Source organism: Rhizobium sp. RU33A, from assembly GCF_900156055.1.
GTDB lineage: Bacteria > Pseudomonadota > Alphaproteobacteria > Rhizobiales > Rhizobiaceae > Allorhizobium.
Map to the genome: position 1 here is coordinate 674250 of NZ_FTMQ01000003.1, position 22065 is coordinate 696314.

A 22065-nucleotide genomic window follows, 5' to 3' on the forward strand; every position below is an offset into this window, starting at 1 on the left:
TTCGATGGTTTTCGGCTTCGGCGACAAGGGCGTCACCATCCGTGACGCCCACTTCCCGGGGCGGCCCGGTATAGACAGTTACGGCAATGGCGGCTTCCGCTTCGCCGACATGTCGCATCGCGGCTCGCTTCTCCTGCTTCCCTCAGGCGTCTATGGCTGGGAGCAGACCGAGGAGGAGCCGATCACGCAAGCCTCGCTCGCACGCGTGTTTGGCGAAACCGGCATCGAATTCCTGCTCTTGGGCACCGGCCGGCAGTTGCGCCTTGTCGACCCCGATTTGCGGGTCGCATTGAAGGCGAGGGGCATCGCGACCGATCCCATGGGAACCGGTGCTGCAATCCGCACGTATAACATCATGCTGGCCGAGCAGCGTCCGGTCGCGGCCGCGTTGATCGCAGTCTGAACCCGTCCCTCGAAAGGTGCATTGTGAGCGAGACCCCGTCGGCGAATGAGGCACTTTGCCTGCGGGCACTGCAGGAGTCGGACCGAGACCGCTATCTCGCGAGCCTGCTGACGCCGGCCGATCGGCGGGCCGCCATCGTCGCCCTCTACGCATACAACGCCGAGCTTGCCCGCGTTCGTGACGTGGTGCGCGAACCTCTCCCCGGCGAGGTGCGCCTGCAATACTGGCGCGACTTGCTTGAAGGCTCCGCCCACGGCGAGACGGCGGCCAACCCTGTCGCCGCAGAACTGCTACGCGCCGTACAGACCTGGCGACTGCCCGTAGCGCCACTCGTCGCCATGGCCGACGCGCGCATCTTCGACCTCTACGACGATCCGATGGAAACGCCTGCGATGTTCGAAGGCTATGCCGGCGAGACGGCGGCGGCGCTGATCCAGCTTTCATCTCTGGTTCTCGATGCAGAGGCTGCCGAAGCTGTATCCGAGATCGCAGGGCATGCGGGTGTGGCGCTTGCGGTTGCCGGTGCGATCTTGCTGATGCCGATCCACCGGGCCCGAGGGCAGGTTTACCTGCCGACACAGATCCTTGCCTGCGTCGGACTGGACCGGGACGCATTTCTGGCCGGAGGCAACGACGAGCGGATGACCGCCGGCATTCAGGCCTTCGCCGGTTTCGGTCTCGATCACTTGCGCAAGGCGCGTGCGGCCGGTGCGATACCGAAGAGCCTGCTCGCCGCCTTCCTACCTGCGACGCTGGCAGAGCCGGTGCTCAAGCGGGCGATGAAGATTGGCCACGCGTCTCTCTCGACCGATATTCGCCCGCCGCAATGGCGACGGCAGATGGCAATGATGCGCATGTTGCTGACCGGTCGGCTCTGAAGCAGCGGACACGTCAAGGATACACCACGTTCACGCAAGGCTCGCCTGTTAGCAGCCATTGCGATAGTGTGTGTGGATGGAAGCGAGAGCAAATCATGGTGACCTGGGGTATCGTCTTTGCGCTCATCCTGGCGCTGGCCTATCTTTCCTCGCGTATGGTGCGCCAGGAGGATGAGGGGTTTCAGGATGCTGGCCTCGCCATCCTCGAATTCGGCCGCGCCTTTCCGCAGGAGGCAATCCGCAGCCTGCACGCCACGATCGACGGCAAGGCCGTCTTCGTCCGTTTGCATGACAACAAGGCAGGCTTTATGCGCAGCATGCGCAACCATTTCGCCTGTCATCTGATCCAGCCCGGCACCGTGCGTGTCAGCGCCTTGCCGAACGGCAAGGGGATCGCCGTCGAGTTTCTCGATGCATCCTTGCACAACGGCGAGTTCACCTTTGCCAATCCGGCGATTGCGGCAGAAGTTTCCCTCTGGCTACTCGGCAACTATGTCGGCCATGCTGACCGGGAGCCGGACGCTGCCTCGGGCGCGACCGGCTGAAGCTGGACGCCGCCGTTAGGCAGCACCCAGCCAGGTTTTGCAGTGTTCGAGCGCGCGGGCCGCGATCAACTGTCGCTTCATGATCGTCTTGTCCTTGCCACGGAAGCGCTTGACGCCCTCCGGCTTGACGATCGAGCCGGGCTCAAGCTCCGGGAATAGCCCGAAATTGATGTTCATCGGCTGGAACGAGCGCTTGCCCGGCTCTTCGTCGGAGACGATATGGCCGCCGGTGATGTGGTTGAGCAGTGCGCCGAGGGCCGTTGTTGCCGGGGGCACGCTGATCGTCTCGCCCTTGCGCTGGGCCGCGGCGAAGCGACCGGCGAGCAGGCCGATCGAGGCGCTTTCGACGTAACCTTCGCAGCCTGTGATCTGGCCGGCAAAACGAAGGCCGGGACGGGCCTTCAACTGCAGGCTCTGATCGAGCAGCGTCGGTGAATGGATATAGGTATTGCGGTGCAAGCCGCCGAGGCGGGCGAACTCGGCATTTTCCAGCCCCGGGATCATCCGGAAGATCTCGGCCTGGGCGCCGTATTTCAGCTTCGTCTGGAAGCCGACCATGTTGTAGAGCGTGCCGAGCGCATTGTCCTGGCGCAGTTGCACGACGGCGTAAGCCTTGACGGTCGGGTTATGGGCATTGGTGAGGCCCATCGGCTTCATCGGTCCGTGGCGCAGCGTCTCGCGGCCGCGCTCGGCCATCACCTCGATCGGCAGGCAGCCGTCGAAATAGGGCGTGCCTTCCCACTCCTTGAAGCCGACGGCATCGCCCTCGATCAGGGCGTCGATGAAGGCATTGTACTGGGTCTCGTCGAGCGGGCAGTTGATATAGTCTTTGCCCGTGCCGCCGGGGCCGACCTTGTCGTAGCGCGACTGGTACCAGCAGATATCCATATTAATCGAGTCGGTATGCACGATCGGCGCAATCGCATCGAAGAAGGCAAGCGCATCCTTGCCAGTCCGCTCGCGGATAGCCTCGGCCAGTGAGGGCGAGGTGAGGGGACCCGTCGCTATGATGGCGAGATCCCAATCCTCCGGCGGGAGACCTGTGACTTCCTCACGGACCACTGTGATCAGCGGATGCTGATGCAGGGCGGCGGTCACGGCTTCTGAAAAGCCATCACGGTCGACGGCAAGCGCGCCACCGGCCGGCACCTGATGCCTGTCAGCGCAGGCCATGATCAAAGAGCCGGCAAGCCGCATCTCGGCATGGATGACGCCGACGGCGTTCGACGTCGCGTCATCAGAGCGGAAGGAGTTGGAGCAGACCAGCTCGGCAAGGCCGTCGGTCTTGTGCGCATCGGTTCCACGCACGCCGCGCATCTCGTGCAGGATGACCGGAACGCCGGCCTGGGCCACCTGCCAGGCGGCTTCAGAGCCTGCAAGACCGCCGCCGATGATATGAATGGGGGAGAAGGAGCTGTTTGTCATGGGCGGCTCCATATCACGGCTCGCGGCGAGAGGTCCATCATGTCTGGAGCCATGCAGCGCGCCGGGCGTTCACATTCGCGACGTCGGAATCAAAAACGGCACCAGGCGGTGCCGTTTGACAGGCTGCTTTGCGCAGGTCCGATTAACGGAAGGAGCGCGAAGCGATGTTGCGGATTTCGTAGCGGGTGATGCCGATGTCGTTCAGGGTCTGCGAAGACAGGTTGCCCAGTTCGTTCATCGTGCGGCGGTAGCTGATCCAGTTCTTTGCAATGCGGATCGGGTTCATGGTCGTTTCCTCGTCGAATGTTCGCTGATCCTGCGGTCTTTCCCGCATCGGCGACTGACGTTCTTATACGCCCGTAAAACAATATTGTGCAGTGCAAATAATGTGCGACTGCTATGCATTTGTGCATGAGGTTGCCGTGATATGTGGCAGGCCGGGTTGCATGGCGAAAAATGCGCCATGCGTTAACGCCCGTTTACCGATGTAGAAAAGCCCGCGATTGCGGGCTTTTCAAAAGCGTTCCGGGGGCTTGGTCGTTGATCAGACCGGCTTGATCAGAATGTGCTTCTTCTTGCCGAGCGAAAGCTTGATCACACCATCCGCCGTGACCTCTGCAGTGCCTACAGACATGCGCTCGTCGGAGACGCCGGCATCGTTGATCTTCACCGCGCCGCCCTGGACATGACGGCGGGCTTCGCCGTTCGAGGCGGCGAGGCCCGCCTTGACGATCAGTCCGAGCAGGCCGATCCCGGCTTCGAGTTCCGCCGAGGCGACTTCGACGGTCGGCAGCGTATCGGCGAGCGCACCTTCCTCGAAGGTCTTGCGCGCCGTTTCGGCAGCCTGTTCGGCGGCGTCGAGTCCGTGCAGCAGGGCCGTTACCTCGGTGGCGAGGATCTTCTTCGCCTCGTTGATCTCCGAACCACCCAGCGCTGCGAGACGCGCGATCTCGTCCATCGGCAGGATGGTGAACAGCTTGAGGAAGCGCACCACATCGGCATCCTCGGTGTTGCGCCAGTACTGCCAGAAGTCATAGACCGGCAAGAGGTCGGCGTTGAGCCAGACGGCCCCCGAAGCCGACTTGCCCATCTTGGCACCGGAGGAGGTGGTGAGCAGCGGTGCCGTCAGCGCATAGAGCTGCGGCGTGCCCATGCGGTGGCCGAGATCGATGCCGTTGATGATGTTGCCCCACTGATCCGAGCCGCCCATCTGCAGCCGGCAGCCGTAGCGCTGGTTGAGTTCGACAAAGTCGTAGGCCTGGAGGATCATGTAGTTGAATTCCAGGAAGGACAGCGACTGTTCGCGATCAAGGCGCGTCTTGACGCTGTCGAAGGAGAGCATGCGGTTGACAGAGAAATGCCGGCCGACATCCCGCAGGAATTCGAGATAGTTCAGCGGACGCAGCCACTCGGCATTGTTGATCATCAGGGCGCCGCCCTTCGGACCCTTGTCGTAGTCGAGGTAATGCGAGAAGCAACGCTTGATCGAGGCGATGTTCTCCTCGATCGTCTCGATGGTCATGAGTTTGCGGGCTTCCTCCTTGAAGGAGGGGTCGCCGACCATGCCCGTGCCGCCGCCCATCAGCGAGATCGGCTGGTGGCCGGTTTGTTGGAACCAGCGTAGCATCATGATCTGCATCAGGTGGCCGACATGCAGGCTCGATGCGGTCGGGTCATAGCCGATATAGGCCGTCACGCTTTCCTTGGCGAGCAGGTCGTCGAGCCCGGTTTCATCGGACATCTGATGAATGAAGCCGCGCTCTGACAGGATGCGGAGGAAATCGGACTTGAACTTCGTCATGACGCTTGCGCTTTCGGTTTCTCTGGTCTTTCGGTGGTAATCTTGGAAATCCGCGCGGGCTTTAGCATTGTTTTTTGAATTGTGCACCCGTCTCGGTCATGAATGTCCGGCGTGAACGGCAGTCGAATCGGGTGGCAAATGGCGGAAATCAGGACGGCGATCGGGTTGATGAGCGGCACCTCGATGGACGGCATCGATGTGGCTCTGCTACGTACCGATGGCGACGCGGTGGTCGAGCGTGGCAGCTTCCTCTCCGTGCCCTATGAGCCAGCCTTCCGCGAGCGGCTGAAGCAGGCACTGGATGATGCCAAGGCGATCAAGCAACGCAACGAACGGCCTGGTGATCTCTCCCGCTTGGAGAGAGATCTGACGTTACGGCATGCGGAAGCGATCGGCCTTCTCTTGCAGCAACAGAAGCTGAAGCCTGGGGATGTGGACCTCATCGGCTTTCATGGTCAGACCGTCCTGCATCGGCCCGATGAAGCGCTGACGGTGCAGATCGGCGACGGTCAGCTCCTGGCCACTGAAAGCGGCATCGACGTTGTCTACGACATGCGCGCCAATGACATGCTGCATGGCGGGCAGGGTGCACCGCTGGTGCCGGTCTATCACCAGGCGCTGGCGCTGCGGATGCCGGGGGATCAATGGCCGGTCTGCTTCGTCAATATCGGCGGCATTTCCAACCTGACCTTCCTCGATCGTGACGGCACGATCATCGGCTTCGACAGCGGACCGGGCAACACGCTGATCGATCAATGGGTCGAGGCCCATGCCGGCATTCCCTATGACGACGGCGGCCGCATCGCCTCTGAAGGTTCGGTCATCATGGCGCTCGCCGAGCGCTATCTGGATAATCCATTTTTCACAGCGAAGACGCGCCGCTCGCTAGACCGCAACGATTTTCGTCCGCCTGAAGGCCACGAGGCCGAGCTCTCGGATGGCGCCCGCACGCTCGCTTTTGTCTCGGCGGCTGCGATCCTCAGATCCGTAGGCCATCTGCCGACCCCGCCGAAGACCTATGTCATCTGTGGTGGCGGTCGCCTGAACCGAACGATCATGGCGGATCTGGTGCGCCTCGCCGGCGAACAGGGAGCAAGGGTGGTGAGCGCCGAGCAGGCGGGCTTTGATGGTGATGCCATGGAGGCGGAGGCCTGGGCCTATCTTGCGGTGCGCGCGGCGCGAGGTCTTCCGCTGACTTTTCCGGGTACGACGGGTGTCTGGCAGCCGGTGAGCGGTGGCGTGCTGGTGGCTGCGCGCCGAGATACTAAGACCTGACGTTCACTTGGCCGGTTCCGCAGCTAAGCCCTTCCGGGCAAATGCCAGCCCATCCCGCAAGCCCACTTCATAGGCGTGCCGGATCCCGGCCGCGTCGCCGACGGAAAACTTGCTGACCGGTAGATCCTCGCTCGGACCAACCACCACGCGATTGGGGGCGGAGGGCGGCATTCGGCCAAAACGGGTGGTCAGAAGCAGTGTCTTCCAGCCCTTAGCTTCGACTTCCGTGAGCTTCATCAGCGGCGGATTGTCGACGAGCCCGCCATCAAGATAGGCGCGCCCCCTGACACGACCGACGGGCATGAAGGGTGGGACGGACGAGGTGGCCATCAGAGCATCGACGAGTTCGCCGGGATAATCGAGATTGTGCGTCGAGATCCAGGTGGGGCGCAATTTCATCCGCAGACCCGCCTTGGAATGGGTGCCGTCGGTCAGAAGCTTTTCGATCTGGTAGGCGCCGATCGAGCCCAGTGCACCGAGCGCACCGGGCATCCAGTCCGGCAGGCCGGAGAGCTGGATCAACATTGGCGGCGCCGCCTTGAGCGTGGCGAGTTCTTCTTCCCCGAACGCGTCTGCGAGCAGTTGCCGGAAGAGTGCGCCGACCACGAGCGGCGATTCCCGCCGCCGGAGCGCGCCCCAGTCAACGCCGCGATGGCCCTTTTCGGCAAAGGCGAAGGCGGAAGCCCGCACCCGGTCACCGACGCCGGCAAGATGCATCGCGCCGTGATAGGCGCTGGCCGAAACGGCGACATAGAAGCGCGGATTGAGCGTCTGATGCTCGCTATAGGACTTGAGAAATCCGCTCTGCCAGTAGCAGCGGTTACCGCCCCCTGCCAGGCCGACGGCGTCGAATTTGAGGGGTGAGGTCATTGAAAATCACGAGTTGAAAACATTGCGCAAGCTATTCTCGTCGAAGCATCGCTAGAACCGCATCGACTTTGTCTTTGCCGATTTCTGCGCGCTGCGTGAAACGCTTGCGCACCTCATTCTGTTCGATGATGTCTTTGGTCACCTCGACGAAGAAATCGTTGAGTGTCAGGCCATTCTCCTGGGCAACACTTTCGATTTGCGCATCCAGCGGCTCGGGCAGCGTGATAGTGATTGATTTCACAGCGAGAGCTCCCTGAACAGTCGTGCCGGCTCGATGACCTCGACACGATCAAATCTCAAATCGCCACCAGAAAAATCCCTGGTGTTGCTGGTCACAAGATAGCGCGCATTCGCCGCAATCGCCAGTTCGACCAGGTGATTGTCGCCCTCGTCGCGGAGATTCGGACGTCAACGGTAGTGAATGTCGACAAGTGTACAGCGTGAGAAAAATGCATCCAGCAGATCATTGCGCTGGTGGAGGTCGAAACGCGCACGCTGAAAGGGTGCTGCGCGGTTCATGACGTCTTCGTATTCAAGGTAGAGCGCCAAGCTGAGCATCGGCATCAACCGGCCAATTAGACACGCCTCGATAACCTTCGAAGCGGGACCCTGGCCGATACACGCGCTGACCAGCACATTTGTATCGGCCACGATCCGGATCATCTTACCGGATCCGCTTGGCGGCCGGTTCCGGGACCAGTTCGCCGTCGAGGCGGCGGTCGAGATAGTCTTCGCATTCGCCCATCAGCGTTTCCACCTGGCCGTTGAAGAAGTGGTTCGCACCCGGCACAGTCTTGTGGGTGATCAGGATACCCTTCTGCGTTTTCAGCTTGTCGACGAGGCCAAGCACATCCTTTTCCGGTGCCACCTTGTCACCGTCGCCATTGATGATCAGGCCTGATGACGGACAGGGAGCGAGGAAGGAGAAGTCGTAGATGTTCGGCTGCGGCGCGATCGACATGAAGCCTTCGATCTCGGGGCGACGCATCAGGAGCTGCATGCCGATCCAGGAGCCGAAGGAATAGCCGGCAACCCAGCAGCTCTTCGAATCCGGATGCAGGCTTTGCACCCAGTCGAGCGCGGAAGCCGCATCCGACAACTCGCCGGCGCCATGGTCGAATTCGCCCTGGCTGCGGCCGATGCCGCGGAAGTTGAAGCGGAGCGTCGTGAAGCCGCGCTTCTGGAACATGTAGAAAAGCTGGTAGACGATCTGGTTATTCATCGTCCCGCCGAATTGCGGATGCGGATGAAGGATGATCGCGATCGGTGCGCTCTTTTCCTTGGAGGGTTGATAACGGCCTTCGAGACGACCCGCTGGGCCGTTGAAAATCACTTCGGGCATTAGGTTCCGGTCCCTGACATTTTTGCGGTTCGTCAACACCAAATTAGAAAGCTGACTTGACGACGCCAGTCAGCTTTTCTAAAACGAAGTTTAGAACCGTTCGAAACTGGATGGCATCGCATCCGGGGTGAAGGTGTCATAAGGCAAGCCCGGCGGAAATTTCAAGGAAAATGCGCCGCCGAACGCATGGGAGTCCGAAGCCAGGATGGCTGTTGAGCGCATCTATCTCGACTGGAACGCCACCGCACCCCTTCTGGGCGCGGCGCGCGACGCCATGCTCGATACGCTTGCCATGCCCGGCAACCCGTCTTCCGTGCATGCCGAAGGGCGCGCGGCGCGTGCTGTCATAGAAAAGGCGCGCCGCGAGGTGGCGACTCTCGTTGGTGCCGAGCCGGCGCATGTGACCTTTACCGCCAGCGCCACGGAAGCCGCAAACCACGTGCTTTCGCCCGTATACCGGATGGGCAAGTCCCGGGTGGCGGTCGGTCGGCTCTATGTCTCGGCGATCGAACATCCGGCCATTCGCGCCGGCGGGCGTTTCCCGGCCGATCGGGTGAGCGAGATCGCGGTCACCCGACATGGTGTGATCGATCTCGACGCTCTCTCGGCAACGCTGGCCGCGCACGATCCGGCCGAAGGGCTGCCCCTGGTCGCCATCATGCTGGTCAATAACGAGACGGGCATCATTCAACCGATCCGGGACATCTCAGCCGTCGTAAAGAAGTTTGGCGGGCTGCTGGTCGTGGATGCCGTGCAGGCGGCAGGTCGCATGCAGCTGTCGATCACCAATTTGGGTGCGGACTTCCTGATCCTCTCGGCTCACAAACTCGGCGGCCCCAAGGGTGTCGGCGCACTGGTATCCCGGGGTGAAACACTGATGCCGGAACCGCTTGTGCGTGGTGGTGGCCAGGAAAAGGGCCATCGGGCCGGCACGGAAAATCTGGCTGCGATCGCCGCATTCGGTGCAGCTGCGCGGGTGATGGTGGCGGATCTGTTGGAGCGCAATGCAACGATTGCTGCGTTGCGTGACCGCGCTGAAGCCGGAATGAGTTCGGCCGCTCCGGATACCGTCATCTACGGCGACGGCTGCGAGCGGGTTGGCAATACGAGTTTCTTCCATCTGCCGGGGCTGAAGGCGGAAACCGGACAGATCGCCTTCGATCTCGAAGGCATTGCACTGTCGGCCGGCGCCGCGTGCTCGTCGGGCAAGGTGGGCGCGAGCCATGTGCTGACCGCCATGGGTGAGGATGCCGCGACCGGAGCCTTGCGCCTGTCGATCGGTCCCTCCACGACGGAGGCTGATATAGACCGCTTCATCTTGATCTTTGCCAAGATCGCGGCGCGACGAAAACTGGCGGGAAAAGCCGCCTGAGGCGGCAAAAATCCGCGTCGACCATCGTTTTTCCCTTGCCAAGAGGGGTGAAAAGATGGCTCGGGAACCTTAAGTAAGGCGGGTCACCGCCCAACGTTAACAAGCTGCCGGAATTTGGCCCGGCAAGATTGGAGAACGACCATGGCTGCTGTGCAGGAAACGATCGATCAGGTCCGCCAGATCGATGTGGATCAGTACAAGTATGGTTTTGAAACCACCATCGAAGTAGACAAGGCCCCGAAGGGCCTCTCGGAAGACATCGTCCGTTTCATTTCGGCAAAAAAGAACGAACCGGAATGGATGCTTGAATGGCGCCTCGACGCCTACAGGCGCTGGCTGACGATGGTCGAGCCTACCTGGGCGCGCGTCGATTATCCGAAGATCGACTTCAACGACATCTATTACTACGCCGCGCCGAAGAGCACAGCCGGCCCGACCACGATCGACGACGTCGATCCGGAACTTTTGAAGGTCTATGAGAAGCTCGGTATTCCCCTGCGCGAGCAGGAAATGCTGGCCGGCGTCCAGACCTCGAAGATCGCCGTCGATGCCGTTTTCGATTCGGTGTCGGTCGTCACGACCTTCAAGGCCGAATTGATGAAGGCCGGCGTGATCTTCATGTCGATCTCGGAGGCCATCCGCGAATATCCGGATCTGGTGAAGAAATATCTCGGCTCGGTCGTTCCGGTCACGGACAATTATTATGCGACGCTGAACTGCGCCGTCTTCACCGACGGCTCCTTCGTCTACATTCCGAAGGGCGTTCGCTGCCCGATGGAGCTGTCAACCTATTTCCGCATCAACGAGAAGAACACCGGCCAGTTCGAGCGCACGCTGATCATCGCGGAAGAAGGCGCCTACGTCTCCTATCTCGAAGGCTGCACGGCGCCCCAGCGCGACGAAAACCAGCTGCACGCAGCCGTCGTCGAACTCGTTGCCATGGATGACGCCGAGATCAAGTATTCGACCGTCCAGAACTGGTATCCGGGCGACAAGGACGGCAAGGGTGGTATCTACAACTTCGTCACCAAGCGTGGCGACTGCCGGGGCGACCGCTCCAAGATCTCCTGGACCCAGGTCGAAACCGGCTCGGCCATCACCTGGAAATACCCGTCCTGCATTCTGCGCGGCGATGACAGCCAGGGCGAGTTCTACTCGATCGCCGTCTCCAACGGCCATCAGCAGGTCGACAGTGGCACCAAGATGATCCATCTCGGCAAGAACACCAAGAGCCGGATCATCTCCAAGGGCATCTCGGCCGGTGTGTCGCAGAACACCTATCGCGGCCAGGTCTCGATGCACCGCAAGGCGGAAAACGCCCGCAACTTCACCAATTGCGATTCGCTCCTGATCGGTGACACCTGCGGCGCGCATACCGTGCCCTACATTGAGGTGAAGAACTCGACAGCCAAGGTAGAACACGAGGCGACCACCTCGAAGATCTCCGAGGACCAGAAGTTCTACGCCATGCAGCGTGGCATCCCGGAAGAAGAAGCGATCGCCCTGATCGTCAACGGCTTCGTCCGCGACGTTATCCAGCAGCTGCCGATGGAATTCGCGGTTGAAGCGCAGAAGCTGATCAACATCTCGCTTGAGGGTTCTGTCGGCTAAGGTCGACCACCCGCTCACTCATTTCTCTGCGCTTCGCGCGTTACCCATTCGTCCGAAAGGATTTGTCCATGCTTGAAATTCGCAATCTCCATGCCCGCATTGCCGAAGACGGCACTGAAATCATCAAGGGCCTGAACCTCACCGTGAAGGCCGGCGAAGTGGCTGCCATCATGGGCCCGAACGGTTCCGGCAAGTCGACGCTGTCCTACATCCTGTCGGGTCGTGAAGACTATGAAGTCACCGAAGGCGACATCCTGTATAACGGAGAGAGCATTCTCGAACTCGACCCGGCCGAGCGCGCTGCCAAGGGCATCTTCCTGGCCTTCCAGTATCCGGTCGAAATCCCGGGTGTTGCCACCATGCAGTTCCTCAAGGTCGCGATGAATTCGCAGCGCAAGGCGCGTGGCGAAGACGAGCTGACAACGCCGGAATTCATCCGCCGCGTCAAGGAAGCTGCTGGCGAGTTGAAGATCAATCCAGACATGCTGAAGCGTCCGCTCAATGTCGGATTCTCCGGCGGTGAGAAGAAGCGCGCCGAGATCCTGCAGATGGCGCTGCTCGAGCCGAAGCTCTGCATTCTAGACGAAACCGATTCTGGCCTCGACATCGATGCGCTGAAGATCGTCGCTGATGGCGTCAACGCGCTGAAGCGCCCGGATCGTGCAACCGTCGTGATCACCCACTACCAGCGCCTGCTCGACTACATCGTGCCGGATAGCGTGCACGTCCTCTACAAGGGCCAGATCATCAAGTCGGGCGACAAGAGCCTGGCGCTTGAACTCGAAGCCAACGGTTATGCCGACATCACCGGTCAGGCAGCCTAAGCGGTTTCAAGTTTTAAAGGAGTTGCAACGATGACATTGCAAGCGGCCAACCGGCTCACCGTAGCCGAGACCCAGCTCATCGACGCCTATACCAACCAGATCGGCAGTCTGCCCGGCGATGGCGCCGTGCTTTTGAAGCGCGATGGCCTGTTCGACGCCCTGAAGCGTCAGGGCCTGCCAACCCGCCGCGTCGAGACCTTCCACTATACGGACCTCAAGGCGCTGCTGCGCGCGCTGCCGGCTGAAGAGCCACAGGCGGTCGCCAAGGCGATCAGTTCACTGGTTTCGGGCGCAACCGTGCTCAACGTCCTCCAGGGCGTGGCTGAGGTGCCGGCATCGCTGCCGGAAGGTCTTGCGGTTTCGCTCTATCGCGATGCGCTGACGAATGGTGATGCAGCCGAAGGCCTGACGGCCTTCAACGCCGACGACACGATCGGGCGCCTGAACGGCGCCTTCGTGCGCGACGGCTTCACGCTCGACGTGGCCGAGGACGCTGAAATAGAAGCCCCGATCGAACTGCAGTCGGTGCATGCCGCCGGCCAGCTGCATCTGCGTTTCCCTGCCACCTTCGGCAAGGGGTCCAAGGCGACCGTCATCGAGCGCCATGTCGGCCAGAGCGGTTCGGCGGCACTCGCCTCAGTTATCGCCGATCTGAAGCTGGGTGAGGGCGCCGAGATCACCTGGATCATCCTGCAGGGCGAAGGCGATGCCGATACGCATCTTGCCCAGATCCGCGCAGAGCTCGGCACCGACGCCAAGTTCCGGCTGTTCATCATCAATGCCGGCGGCAAGCTGGTGCGCCAGGAAGTGCATGTGAAGACGGCTGGCGAAGGCTCCGACTTCATGATGCGCGCGGTCAATCTGCTTGGCGGTGACACCCATACCGACGTCACCATGACGCTCGGCCACGACGTGCCGAATACCACCTCGACGGAAATCATCCGCAACGTTGTCTTCGATCGCGCCCGCGGCGTTTTCCAGGGCATGATCCGGGTTGCCCCGGACGCCCAGAAGACCGATGCCCGCATGGCCTGCAACACGCTGCTGATGTCTGATGATTGCGAGTTTTCGGTCAAACCTGAACTCGAAATCTTCGCCGACGACGTACAGTGCGCCCATGGCGCGACGGTTGCCGACATCGAGAAGAGCCATCTCTACTACCTGATGTCGCGCGGCATTCCGGAAAAGAAGGCGCGTGCGCTGCTGATCAACGGCTTCGTCGCCGAAATCGTCGAGGAGCTCGAAAACGAGCCGCTCGTCGAGGCCCTGGAAGAGATCATCACCGACTGGCTGGAGCATCATGGCTGACACGATCGCGGCACGGACAGGATACGACGTTGAGGCCGTGCGCCGGGATTTCCCGATCCTGTCGCGCGAGGTCTATGGCAAGCCGCTGGTGTATCTCGACAACGCGGCCTCCTCGCAGAAGCCGCAAAGCGTCATCGATGCGGTCAGCCACGCCTATTCACATGAATATGCGAACGTGCATCGTGGCCTGCATTTCCTGTCCAACGCCGCGACGGACGCCTATGAAGCGGCGCGCGAAAAGGTGCGCCGTTTTCTCAATGCCCCTTCGATCGACGAGGTGATCTTCACCAAGTCCTCGACGGAAGCGATCAACACGGTCGCCTATGGCTGGGGCATGAAGCATATCGGCGAGGGCGACGAGATCGTGCTCTCGATCATGGAGCATCACTCTAATATCGTGCCCTGGCATTTCCTGCGGGAACGCAAGGGCGCCAAGCTTGTCTGGGCCCCGGTGACCGATGACGGCGCCTTCGACATGGAAGCCTTCGTCGGCTGCTTGACCGAGCGTACCAAGCTGATCGCCATCACCCATATGTCGAATGCTCTCGGCACGGTCGTGCCGATCAAGGAGGTCTGCCGCATCGCCCATGAGCGTGGCATCGCCGTCATGGTCGATGGCAGCCAAGGTGCTGTCCACATGCCCCTCGATGTCCAGGATCTCGGCTGCGACTGGTATGCGGTGACAGGCCACAAGCTCTACGGTCCCTCGGGCATCGGCGTGCTCTGGGGCAAGATGGACCGCTTGAAGGATATGGACCCCTTCATGGGCGGCGGTGAGATGATCATCGAAGTCGCCGAAGACCGCGTCACCTATAACGAGCCGCCGCATCGTTTCGAGGCCGGCACGCCGCCGATCGTTCAGGCGATTGGTCTCGGCTATGCGCTCGATTACATGGAAAGCCTTGGGCGCTCAGCGATTGCAGCCCATGAGGAAAGCCTGCGCGCCTATGCACATGAGCGTCTCTCGGCGATCAATTCGCTGCGCATCATCGGCAATGCACCGGGCAAGGGGGCGATCTTCTCCTTTGAACTCGCCGGTATTCATGCCCATGATGTCTCCACCATGATCGACCGTCGCGGCGTTGCCGTTCGCGCCGGAACCCATTGCGCCCAGCCGCTGCTCGCCCGTTTCGGCGTGACTTCCACTTGCCGGGCGTCGTTCGGTCTCTATAACACAAGGGAAGAAGTCGATGCGCTGGCGGACGCGCTGGATTACGCCCGCAGCTTCTTCGCCTGAGGAATGAACACCATGAGTGACACCGAAACCAAGCCCGATGTCCGTGACGGCATCATCCACACCGCGATCCCGGCGGACGAAGTCGCCCGCCTGTCGGACGATATCGTCGCCGCGCTGAAGACGGTTTATGACCCGGAAATTCCCTCCGACATCTTCGAACTCGGCCTGATCTACAAGATCGACATTGAAGACGATCGCACGGTGAAGATCGTCATGACGCTCACGGCACCCGGTTGCCCGGTTGCTGGCGAAATGCCGGGCTGGGTGGAAAATGCCGTCGGGTCGGTCGAGGGCGTATCCGGTGTCGAGGTCGAGATGAGCTTCGATCCGCCATGGACGCCGGACCGCATGTCCGAAGAGGCGCAGGTCGCCGTCGGCTGGTACTGAGAGAATTAGGAAATCAACGAAACGGCCCGCCTCACGCGGGCCGTTTTGCGTTTAGGCACAGCTGTTTAGACGGTGCGATAGCCGCGGTCGAAATAGACGAGAGCCTGACCCTCTTCGCGAGTAGTGACGTCGAGGACTTCGCAGAACAGAACGTCATGCGTCTTTCCGTCATGCACTTCGGAGATCCGGCATTCAAAGGAGACGAGGGCGTCAGCGAGACGCGGCGTGCCGGTCTCTGTCGTCTCCCAGCTGGCGGCGGCAAAGCGTTCATCGACCGGCGTCTTCCCGCCAAAGAGGCGGCTGACGGGTTCATGCTCGGCGGCAAGCACATTGACCGAAACCAAGCCGTTGGCCCTGACAGCGGGATAGGCGGACGAGCCCTTGTTGAGGCAGACGAGCAGCGTCGGGGGATTGTCCGAAACGCTGGTGACGGCAGTCGCGGCAAAGCCCGCACGTCCGGCGGGGCCATCCGTGGTGACGATGGTGACGGCTGCGGCGAGGCGGGCCATGCCGTTGCGATAAGCCGCACTCACTTCCGGCGAGCTGCCTTCGGCTGCGACAGGGGCGATGGTCTTCGTGGCCAGCATGGGTGTTTCCTTCAGGCGTGTTCGAGGGTCAACAGAAAGTCGATCACCGCGCTGTTGAATGTTTGCGGATAGGTGACGTTGACGGCGTGTCCACCGGCGACGGTGAGTACGAGATTTGCGTTTGGCAGGCCTTCGGCAAGGCGCAGCGACCGCGAATAGGGGACGAGCAGGTCGTCACGGGTGGCGATGACCAGAGTCGGCGTGCCGATCTCGCCGAGGCGGTCATCGACGTCGAAGGCGCGCAGCGCCGCGATGCGGCGCAGAATGTTGTCGCGTCCCTGGAAATGGGCGAGCGCATGGGCCTCTTCCGCCGCCATCTTTTCCGGGTTTTCCGCCATGTAGATGGCCGGATAGAGGAAGAGCGGCTGTGCCTTGACGAAGGCTTCGACACCGGCGTTTTCCAGGAGCGAAATGCGCACGTCAAAGCAGCGCCCGGAATGCGGATCGGCCTTGCTCCAGGCATTGATCAGCACGAGGCTTTCGATCAGCTCCGGTTGGCGCATGGCCAGATCCAGCCCGATCAGGCCACCCAGCGCATGACCCATAAAGTGGAATTTTTCAAGCTTCAGCGTGTCGACGATCTCCAGCACGTCATCGGCCATGGCGGAGATGCCGCCGTCCTCGGGCACCGTGCCACCGGTCTTGCCGCAGCCGCGATGGTCATAGGTGATGACGCGGAACCGCTCGGAGAGGGCAGGGATCTGCGGTGCCCAATAGCCGCCAGAGCCGCCGAGGCCTGACGAAAGCAGGATGGTCGGTGCATCGGGGGAGGTCAGGCCGTGAATATCGTAATGCATGCGTTTGTGCTCTGGCTTTGCCCCTCACCCTGACCCTCTCCCCGCAGGCGGGGAGAGGGGATGGCCACCCTTTGCGTAGGAAGGCCTTCGGTGATGCAGGCGGTTTGCGGTCTGGTCCCTTCTCCCCGCGCTTGGGGAGAAGGTGGCGCCCTTCGACAGGCTCAGGAGGCGGATGAGGGGCGATCCTTACCGATCACTTCTTCCCGATATGCGCGACCGTCGCGATCTCGACCAGTGCATCTGGCTTCACCAGCCCGCATTGCACGCAGTAGCGCGCCGGCTCGTTGCTCGGGAAATATTCCGCATAGACCTTGTTCACCGCCTGGTAGTTGGCCCAGTCGGTGACGAAGATATGGTTCATGGTCACGTCTTGCATGGTACCGCCGGCTGTCTCGATGACGGACTTGATCGTCTCCAGCACATGGCGTGTTTGTGCGCTCGCATCGCCGACATGCACGACGTTGTTGTCCTTGTCGAAGGGAAGGGTCCCCGAGACGTAGAGGATGCCATCGGCTAGCGTGCCGGGCGAATAGGGGGCAAGCGGCTTGGATGTGCCTTCGGGAACGACGATGGTCTTGGGCATTCTCACTCTCTCCGTTTGTTGAATGGTGATGGGTTCAAGCGGCATCGGCAGGGGCTACCTGTCCGATCGCACCACAGAAGTCGTTGACGGTGGCGACCCAGCCGAAGAATTGCTCGACATTGTAGACGGTCGCCTGCTGGATGAAGTCGGGGCCGAGATGATGGGTCGCGTCCTCGAGCATCACGCCGAAATATTCGAGGTGAAAGGCATCGCGCAGCGAGCTTTCCACGCAGACATTGGTGGCAATGCCGACAAAGACCAGGTTGCGGATACCGCGAGCCCGCAGAACCGAGTCCATGTTGGTGTTGAAGAAGCCGGAATAGCGGCTCTTCGGCACCAGAATGTCGCCCGGCTTCGGCTGCAATTCGTCGACGATCGCATAGTCCCAGGTACCCTTGGCGAGCAGTTGCCCCTGCAGTTCCGGCCGCTTGCGCATGGTTTTCAGCGCATTCGACTTGTGCCAGTTGGGCGAGCCGGGGCCACCGGCCTCGACGTAGTCAGGATCCCAGCCATTCTGGAAATAGACGACGAGAACGCCGGCTTCACGCGCCGCATCGAGCGTCTTCTTGATGTTGGCGATCGTCCCCTTGGCGCCCGAAATGTCGAAGCCGGCGAGATCGACATAACCGCCTTCAGTCGAATAGGCGTTCTGCATGTCGACCACGACGACGGCGGTTTCCGACGGCTTCAGCGTGATCGGTTCGGGGCGTGCGGGAAGCGTGACGCTCTTCGTCAGCGCCGGGCGTGGCTGATAGCCAGCAACAACGGCCTCGCTCATTCGGCTGCCTCCAGCATCTGGTTCACATGGGCGCGGCTCTTCATCAGCGGCTGCACGTATTTGCCGAACTTCTCGATGCCTTCGAGGAAGTCGTCGAAGGTCAGCATGACGCCTCCGGTGCCGGGAACTTCGCTCATCTCGTCGAGCATAGCGGCAACCTCGGAGTAAGAGCCGATCAGCGTGCCCATGTTGATGTTGACGGCGGAAACCGGGTTTGCCATGTGGCGGACATTGGTGTCGGAGCCCGACTTGGTGTCGACGGCACTCTGCAGGCCGAGCCACTTGATGGCTTCCTCGTCGGCGCCCGCCTTGTAGTGCTCCCACTTGGCGAAGGCTTCCTCGGTGGTTTCCTCGGCCAGAACCATGGTCAGTACGAAGGAGCGCACGTCGCGACCGGTCTTTGCGGTAGCGGCGAGCAGCCGCTCATTGGTCGGCGCGAAAGCCTTGGGCGTGTTGACGCCGACGCCGAAGCAGAACGAATAGTCTGCGAACTGAGCCGAGAAGGCCATGCCAGAGTTGGAAGATCCAGCGCAGATTAGCTTCACATCGCCTTCCGGGATCGGCTTCATCCGGCAATCATCCATCTGGAAGTGCTTGCCCTTGAGGTCGGACTGGCCGGTGGTGAGTAGGTCCTTCAAGACGGTCGTGTATTCGGTAAGATATTCGTAGCGGTCGGAGAAGTAGTCGTCGCCGGGCCACAGGCCCATCTGGCTGTATTCCGGACGCTGCCAGCCGGTGATCAGATTGACGCCGAAGCGACCGTTCGAGATCGAATCGATCGTCGTTGCCATGCGCGCGATAATGGCCGGCGGCATGATCAATGTCGCGGCCGTGCCGAACAGCTTGATCTTCGAGGTCACGGCAGCAAGGCCCGCCATCAGCGTGAAGCTCTCAAGATTGTAGTCCCAGAACTCCGTCTTCCCGCCGAAGCCGCGCAGCTTGATCATCGAAAGCGCGAAGTCGAAGCCGTATTCTTCGGCTTTCAGCGTGATCGCCTTGTTGAGTTCGAAGCTCGGCTTGTACTGAGGGGCATTCTCCGACAAGAGCCAGCCATTGTTGCCGATCGGGATAAAGACGCCGATTTCCATATCTGTTCTCCGCTTCTGGAGGCGCGCCGGGCGCCTTTTTTGTTTCGCAGGGAACGAAGCAATCGCTATGCCAGTCTGAAAAAAACAATGCGAACAGTCACTTATGCTTCGCCTGCAAAAATAATTTACCGAATGGTCAAAATTTCTATCGATTTTGGGAGCTTCTGCACGAGTTTGCATCCGTTCCCGCTGTGCGCTGCAATATTTTTGATCGCAGTCGAGAGGAACGTGATGCAAAGGCGCGTTTCAAGCTTCTGATAAAGATCAAGTTTTTCGGGTGATCCTATCGTGCTCAAGGATTGATCATCATCAGGCGACGAGCAGGGTCGCAATGCGCAGCCTGCGGTGCACTCGGCAGCCTAAGCTATTGAATCGACGAGGCGCCTCCCTTACATTGCGGAGAGAAACGCCGGACCTTGAACCCGGTTGTTGATGGAGACTGTGCCGATGGGCTTTCAGGTAATGACCATGAGCGATGCGGCTGCCGCACGCGTCAGGGCGATCGTCGAGAATTCCGGTCCCGATGCCAAGGGCATCCGTGTGGGCATCAAGAAGGGTGGCTGCGCCGGGATGGAATACACCATCGACATGGTGACCGAACCAAATCCGAGGGATGACCGCATCGAGAAAGATGGCGCGTCGGTCTGGATTGATCCGGCCGCAGTTCTCTATCTGCTCGGTACGGAAATGGGCTTCGAGACCACCACGCTGCGGTCGGGATTCACCTTCCACAACCCGAATCAGACCTCTGCCTGTGGTTGCGGCGAGTCTGTGGAGTTGAAGGCGGCCGATTTGTCGGAGCTCGCGAAACAGCGACAGGCAGCACCTGCCTGAATTTGACCGGCGCTCAGGGATAGGGGATCGGCGCGGCTCTCATGCCGCGTGAATTCTCTTTTTCGCCGCAATTCGAAAAAATATCTTGCGAAATATTGATTCTCGCAAATAAACTGCGGTCATGGATATCAGTGACCGCAAAATTATCGACCTCTTGGCCGAGGATGCTCGCCGTTCGCTCGCCAGTATCGGGGATGTGGTAGGGCTTTCTCCCTCCGCCGTCAATGAACGCATCCGTCGGCTGGTCGCGTCGGGGGCCATCAGACGCTTCACCCTGGAGGTGGATCCTGCGGCGCTTGGCCTGCCGATCACCGCCTTCATGCTGGTGACCCTGCCGCAGGACACCGAACAGGCAGCCTTTCGCGATTATGCCGAAGCCCACCCGGCCGTGCTTGAATGTCATCATGTGAGCGGTAGTTGGTCCTATATGCTGAAGATCCGGACGGCCGACCTCACGGGCATCGAGACATTCCTCGCCGACTTGAAGGGCGAGCGCCTGATTGCGCGCAGCGAGACGATGATCGCGCTGTCGACGGCGAGTGAACGCAGCTACGTGATCGGCACGGAGTGACATGGACGCGCTCCTTTTCGGGAAAGGGCTCGTGCTGGGCGTCGCGATCGCCGCACCACTCGGACCCATAGGGGCGCTCTGCATCAATCGTACGCTGGAGCGTGGCTTCTGGGCCGGCGTTGCCGGAGGGCTGGGCACCGCAATCGCCGACGGCGTCTATGCCACCCTCGCTGCGGCGGGCTTCACCGCACTTGGATCCCATCTCGGCTGGATCGTGTATCCCTTGCAGGTCGCAGGCGGCTTGTTCCTGATCTATCTCGGCATTGCGGGACTGAAGCCGCGCTCGGAGGTCTCCGCAGCCACTGTCCAGGCTCGAGGCCTGCTGTCGACAATTGCCGCGACCTTCATACTCACCATCGCCAATCCCGCGACCATCCTTACCTTCGCAGCGATTTTTGCCGGACTAGGGCTGGCGACGGGCGAGGGCGGTTCGGAAGGCGTGCTGTTGGTGGCGGGTGTCTTCCTAGGGTCGCTTGCCTGGTGGTTCTTCTTGAGCGGCGCCGTGACCGTGGTGCGCAAGCGGCTCTCCGAGGGGTTTGCTGCCCAGGTCAGCCGGGTCTCCGCGTTCATTCTGATTGCCTTTGGCATGCTTGCGCTGCTGCATGCCGTGTTGAACGCTATCTGAACGCGGTCAAGGCGTGTCGGCGAACACAGCCGACCTGCTCGCAAATCCCGCGGAGCTCCCATCAATACCCTTGGAAATCCAATGTTTATCGGATCGACTGGTCGCCTGCTGTGCTAGAAGTCACAAATGTGATGACTGGCTATCTTGAGGGTGCGGATGTCAGACAGGCAGGCGACAGCCAATGCGATGTTCGATTTTATCACCGAATCGTCGCGCGCGCGCGACAATGACGAAGTGCTCGCCTGCCTTGGCAATGTGGCGAGAGCCTTTGGTATGGACTGTTATGCGGTCTCCGGTATCCCGCTGCCTGGTGAGCGGATCGATCCCTATTTCATGCTGAATGCCTGGCCGGAGGGCTGGTTCGAGCGCTATGTTCAGGAAAACTACGTACACATCGATCCGGTGATCCACCGAACCAAGATGTCGAACGAGGCCTTCGTCTGGTCGGAAGCGCTGGCCGACAAGCCGCTCAGTCGTTCCGCCAAGCGCGTCATGAACGAGGCTACCGAGTTCGGAATGCTGGATGGTTACAGTGTACCGCTCCATTCCGTCGGCGGCTTCCAGGCGATCGTCACCTTCGGTGCGCGCAAGGTCGAGCTGTCCAGCGAGCAGCGCGGCGCGCTGCACATCGTTTCAATCTATGCGCACAACCGGTTGCGTGCCTTCCTCGTCGACAGCAGCGAGCGCAACGCGGCTGCTGCGGCAAAGGTTACGCCGCGGGAACGCGAGGTCATTCTCTGGTGCTCGGCCGGCAAGACCAATTGGGAGATTGGCCAAATCCTTGGAATCTCGGAGAAAACCGTTCAGCACGAAATTGCGGCAGCGAGCCGCAAGTTGAATTCCGTGAACCGCGCGCAACTGATCGCCGAATCGATCCGGCTTGGAATAATCCGATAAATAGGCAGAACGGCCTATATTGAATTC

General features: G+C 60.9%; 25 protein-coding genes and 1 pseudogene. 14 read left to right on the plus strand and 12 right to left on the minus strand.

Annotation, left to right across the window (positions count from 1 at the left end):
* Positions 1 to 4: 4 nt before the first annotated feature.
* From BW978_RS14225 to BW978_RS14235, 3 genes are all read left to right on the plus strand, one after another.
* The gene (locus BW978_RS14225; RefSeq protein ID WP_076396092.1) at positions 5 to 403 is read left to right on the plus strand and encodes an Mth938-like domain-containing protein; all 399 of its coding nucleotides are present in this window, start codon (positions 5 to 7) and stop codon (positions 401 to 403) included.
* A 23-nt stretch (positions 404 to 426) separates the two neighbouring features.
* A complete protein-coding gene (locus BW978_RS14230; RefSeq protein ID WP_175616886.1) occupies positions 427 to 1281 on the plus strand; it encodes a phytoene/squalene synthase family protein in 855 nt (284 codons plus the stop codon).
* A 95-nt stretch (positions 1282 to 1376) separates the two neighbouring features.
* Positions 1377 to 1826, plus strand: coding sequence for a hypothetical protein (locus tag BW978_RS14235; protein ID WP_076396096.1), 450 nt, complete (start codon positions 1377 to 1379; stop codon positions 1824 to 1826).
* 15 nt (positions 1827 to 1841) lie between these two features.
* Here the strand turns inward: BW978_RS14235 and trmFO are convergent, their stop codons facing one another.
* The 3 genes from trmFO to tyrS all read right to left on the minus strand — a co-directional run bounded on the left by trmFO (position 1842) and on the right by tyrS (position 5052).
* On the minus strand, positions 1842 to 3251 hold the full coding sequence (gene trmFO, locus BW978_RS14240) for a methylenetetrahydrofolate--tRNA-(uracil(54)-C(5))-methyltransferase (FADH(2)-oxidizing) TrmFO (protein WP_076396098.1): 1410 nt from the start codon (positions 3249 to 3251) through the stop codon (positions 1842 to 1844).
* A gap of 142 nt (positions 3252 to 3393) precedes the next feature.
* Complete coding sequence (locus tag BW978_RS14245; protein ID WP_006728564.1) at positions 3394 to 3537, minus strand: DUF1127 domain-containing protein; 144 nt, start codon at positions 3535 to 3537, stop codon at positions 3394 to 3396.
* A 258-nt stretch (positions 3538 to 3795) separates the two neighbouring features.
* On the minus strand, positions 3796 to 5052 hold the full coding sequence (gene tyrS / locus BW978_RS14250) for a tyrosine--tRNA ligase (RefSeq protein WP_076396099.1): 1257 nt from the start codon (positions 5050 to 5052) through the stop codon (positions 3796 to 3798).
* Between the two features lie 138 nt (positions 5053 to 5190).
* Here tyrS and BW978_RS14255 point away from each other — a divergent pair, with 138 nt between their 5' ends.
* The gene (locus BW978_RS14255; RefSeq protein WP_076396101.1) at positions 5191 to 6327 is read left to right on the plus strand and encodes an anhydro-N-acetylmuramic acid kinase; all 1137 of its coding nucleotides are present in this window, start codon (positions 5191 to 5193) and stop codon (positions 6325 to 6327) included.
* A 3-nt stretch (positions 6328 to 6330) separates the two neighbouring features.
* Here the strand turns inward: BW978_RS14255 and BW978_RS14260 are convergent, their stop codons facing one another.
* From BW978_RS14260 to BW978_RS14275, 4 genes and pseudogenes are all read right to left on the minus strand, one after another.
* Positions 6331 to 7197 carry a patatin-like phospholipase family protein gene (locus BW978_RS14260; protein WP_076396103.1) on the minus strand — a complete coding sequence of 289 codons (867 nt, stop codon included), beginning with the start codon at positions 7195 to 7197 and terminating at the stop codon, positions 6331 to 6333.
* Positions 7198 to 7228: 31 nt separating this feature from the next.
* On the minus strand, positions 7229 to 7438 hold the full coding sequence (locus tag BW978_RS14265; protein WP_076396105.1) for a hypothetical protein: 210 nt from the start codon (positions 7436 to 7438) through the stop codon (positions 7229 to 7231).
* Positions 7435 to 7860 (minus strand): annotated as a pseudogene (locus BW978_RS23940) (putative toxin-antitoxin system toxin component, PIN family). Before BW978_RS23940 ends, BW978_RS14265 begins: the two are co-directional and overlap by 4 nt.
* Before the next feature lies 1 nt (position 7861).
* Complete coding sequence (locus BW978_RS14275) at positions 7862 to 8539, minus strand: alpha/beta hydrolase (protein ID WP_076396107.1); 678 nt, start codon at positions 8537 to 8539, stop codon at positions 7862 to 7864.
* Positions 8540 to 8744: 205 nt separating this feature from the next.
* Between BW978_RS14275 and BW978_RS14280 the strand changes: the two genes are divergently transcribed.
* The 6 genes from BW978_RS14280 to BW978_RS14305 all read left to right on the plus strand — a co-directional run bounded on the left by BW978_RS14280 (position 8745) and on the right by BW978_RS14305 (position 15278).
* Positions 8745 to 9911 carry a cysteine desulfurase family protein gene (locus BW978_RS14280; RefSeq protein WP_076396109.1) on the plus strand — a complete coding sequence of 389 codons (1167 nt, stop codon included), beginning with the start codon at positions 8745 to 8747 and terminating at the stop codon, positions 9909 to 9911.
* A gap of 141 nt (positions 9912 to 10052) precedes the next feature.
* Positions 10053 to 11522, plus strand: coding sequence for a Fe-S cluster assembly protein SufB (sufB, locus tag BW978_RS14285; protein ID WP_076396111.1), 1470 nt, complete (start codon positions 10053 to 10055; stop codon positions 11520 to 11522).
* 68 nt (positions 11523 to 11590) lie between these two features.
* A complete protein-coding gene (gene sufC, locus BW978_RS14290) occupies positions 11591 to 12346 on the plus strand; it encodes a Fe-S cluster assembly ATPase SufC (RefSeq protein WP_054150226.1) in 756 nt (251 codons plus the stop codon).
* Positions 12347 to 12376: 30 nt separating this feature from the next.
* A complete protein-coding gene (gene sufD, locus BW978_RS14295; RefSeq protein WP_076396113.1) occupies positions 12377 to 13654 on the plus strand; it encodes a Fe-S cluster assembly protein SufD in 1278 nt (425 codons plus the stop codon).
* Positions 13647 to 14891, plus strand: a complete 1245-nt coding sequence (locus tag BW978_RS14300) for a cysteine desulfurase (RefSeq protein WP_076396115.1) — start codon at positions 13647 to 13649, stop codon at positions 14889 to 14891. The genes sufD and BW978_RS14300 overlap by 8 nt, the downstream gene beginning before the upstream one ends.
* Before the next feature lie 3 nt (positions 14892 to 14894).
* Positions 14895 to 15278: an SUF system Fe-S cluster assembly protein gene (locus tag BW978_RS14305; protein WP_076396117.1), complete on the plus strand. Its 384-nt coding sequence runs from the start codon at positions 14895 to 14897 to the stop codon at positions 15276 to 15278.
* 65 nt (positions 15279 to 15343) lie between these two features.
* Here the strand turns inward: BW978_RS14305 and BW978_RS14310 are convergent, their stop codons facing one another.
* From BW978_RS14310 to rutA, 5 genes are all read right to left on the minus strand, one after another.
* Entirely contained in the window at positions 15344 to 15865 is a 522-nt protein-coding gene (locus BW978_RS14310; protein WP_076396119.1) for a flavin reductase, read from the minus strand.
* Between the two features lie 11 nt (positions 15866 to 15876).
* A complete protein-coding gene (gene rutD, locus BW978_RS14315; protein WP_076396121.1) occupies positions 15877 to 16662 on the minus strand; it encodes a pyrimidine utilization protein D in 786 nt (261 codons plus the stop codon).
* Positions 16663 to 16855: 193 nt separating this feature from the next.
* Positions 16856 to 17245 (minus strand): pyrimidine utilization protein C, encoded by a 390-nt coding sequence (gene rutC / locus BW978_RS14320; RefSeq protein ID WP_076396123.1) that lies wholly within the window; start codon positions 17243 to 17245, stop codon positions 16856 to 16858.
* A gap of 34 nt (positions 17246 to 17279) precedes the next feature.
* The gene (rutB, locus tag BW978_RS14325; RefSeq protein WP_076396125.1) at positions 17280 to 18023 is read right to left on the minus strand and encodes a pyrimidine utilization protein B; all 744 of its coding nucleotides are present in this window, start codon (positions 18021 to 18023) and stop codon (positions 17280 to 17282) included.
* Positions 18020 to 19111 (minus strand): pyrimidine utilization protein A, encoded by a 1092-nt coding sequence (gene rutA / locus BW978_RS14330; protein ID WP_076396127.1) that lies wholly within the window; start codon positions 19109 to 19111, stop codon positions 18020 to 18022. The genes rutB and rutA overlap by 4 nt, the downstream gene beginning before the upstream one ends.
* 447 nt (positions 19112 to 19558) lie before the next feature.
* On the opposite strand from rutA, the gene sufA reads away from it, so the two are divergent.
* The 4 genes from sufA to BW978_RS14350 all read left to right on the plus strand — a co-directional run bounded on the left by sufA (position 19559) and on the right by BW978_RS14350 (position 22038).
* The gene (gene sufA, locus BW978_RS14335; protein ID WP_069041504.1) at positions 19559 to 19945 is read left to right on the plus strand and encodes a Fe-S cluster assembly scaffold SufA; all 387 of its coding nucleotides are present in this window, start codon (positions 19559 to 19561) and stop codon (positions 19943 to 19945) included.
* 121 nt (positions 19946 to 20066) lie between these two features.
* A complete protein-coding gene (locus BW978_RS14340; RefSeq protein ID WP_076396129.1) occupies positions 20067 to 20516 on the plus strand; it encodes an Lrp/AsnC family transcriptional regulator in 450 nt (149 codons plus the stop codon).
* 1 nt (position 20517) lies between these two features.
* The gene (locus BW978_RS14345; protein ID WP_076396131.1) at positions 20518 to 21141 is read left to right on the plus strand and encodes a LysE family transporter; all 624 of its coding nucleotides are present in this window, start codon (positions 20518 to 20520) and stop codon (positions 21139 to 21141) included.
* A 156-nt stretch (positions 21142 to 21297) separates the two neighbouring features.
* Positions 21298 to 22038: a helix-turn-helix transcriptional regulator gene (locus tag BW978_RS14350; protein ID WP_076396133.1), complete on the plus strand. Its 741-nt coding sequence runs from the start codon at positions 21298 to 21300 to the stop codon at positions 22036 to 22038.
* The last annotated feature ends 27 nt before the right edge of the window (positions 22039 to 22065 follow it).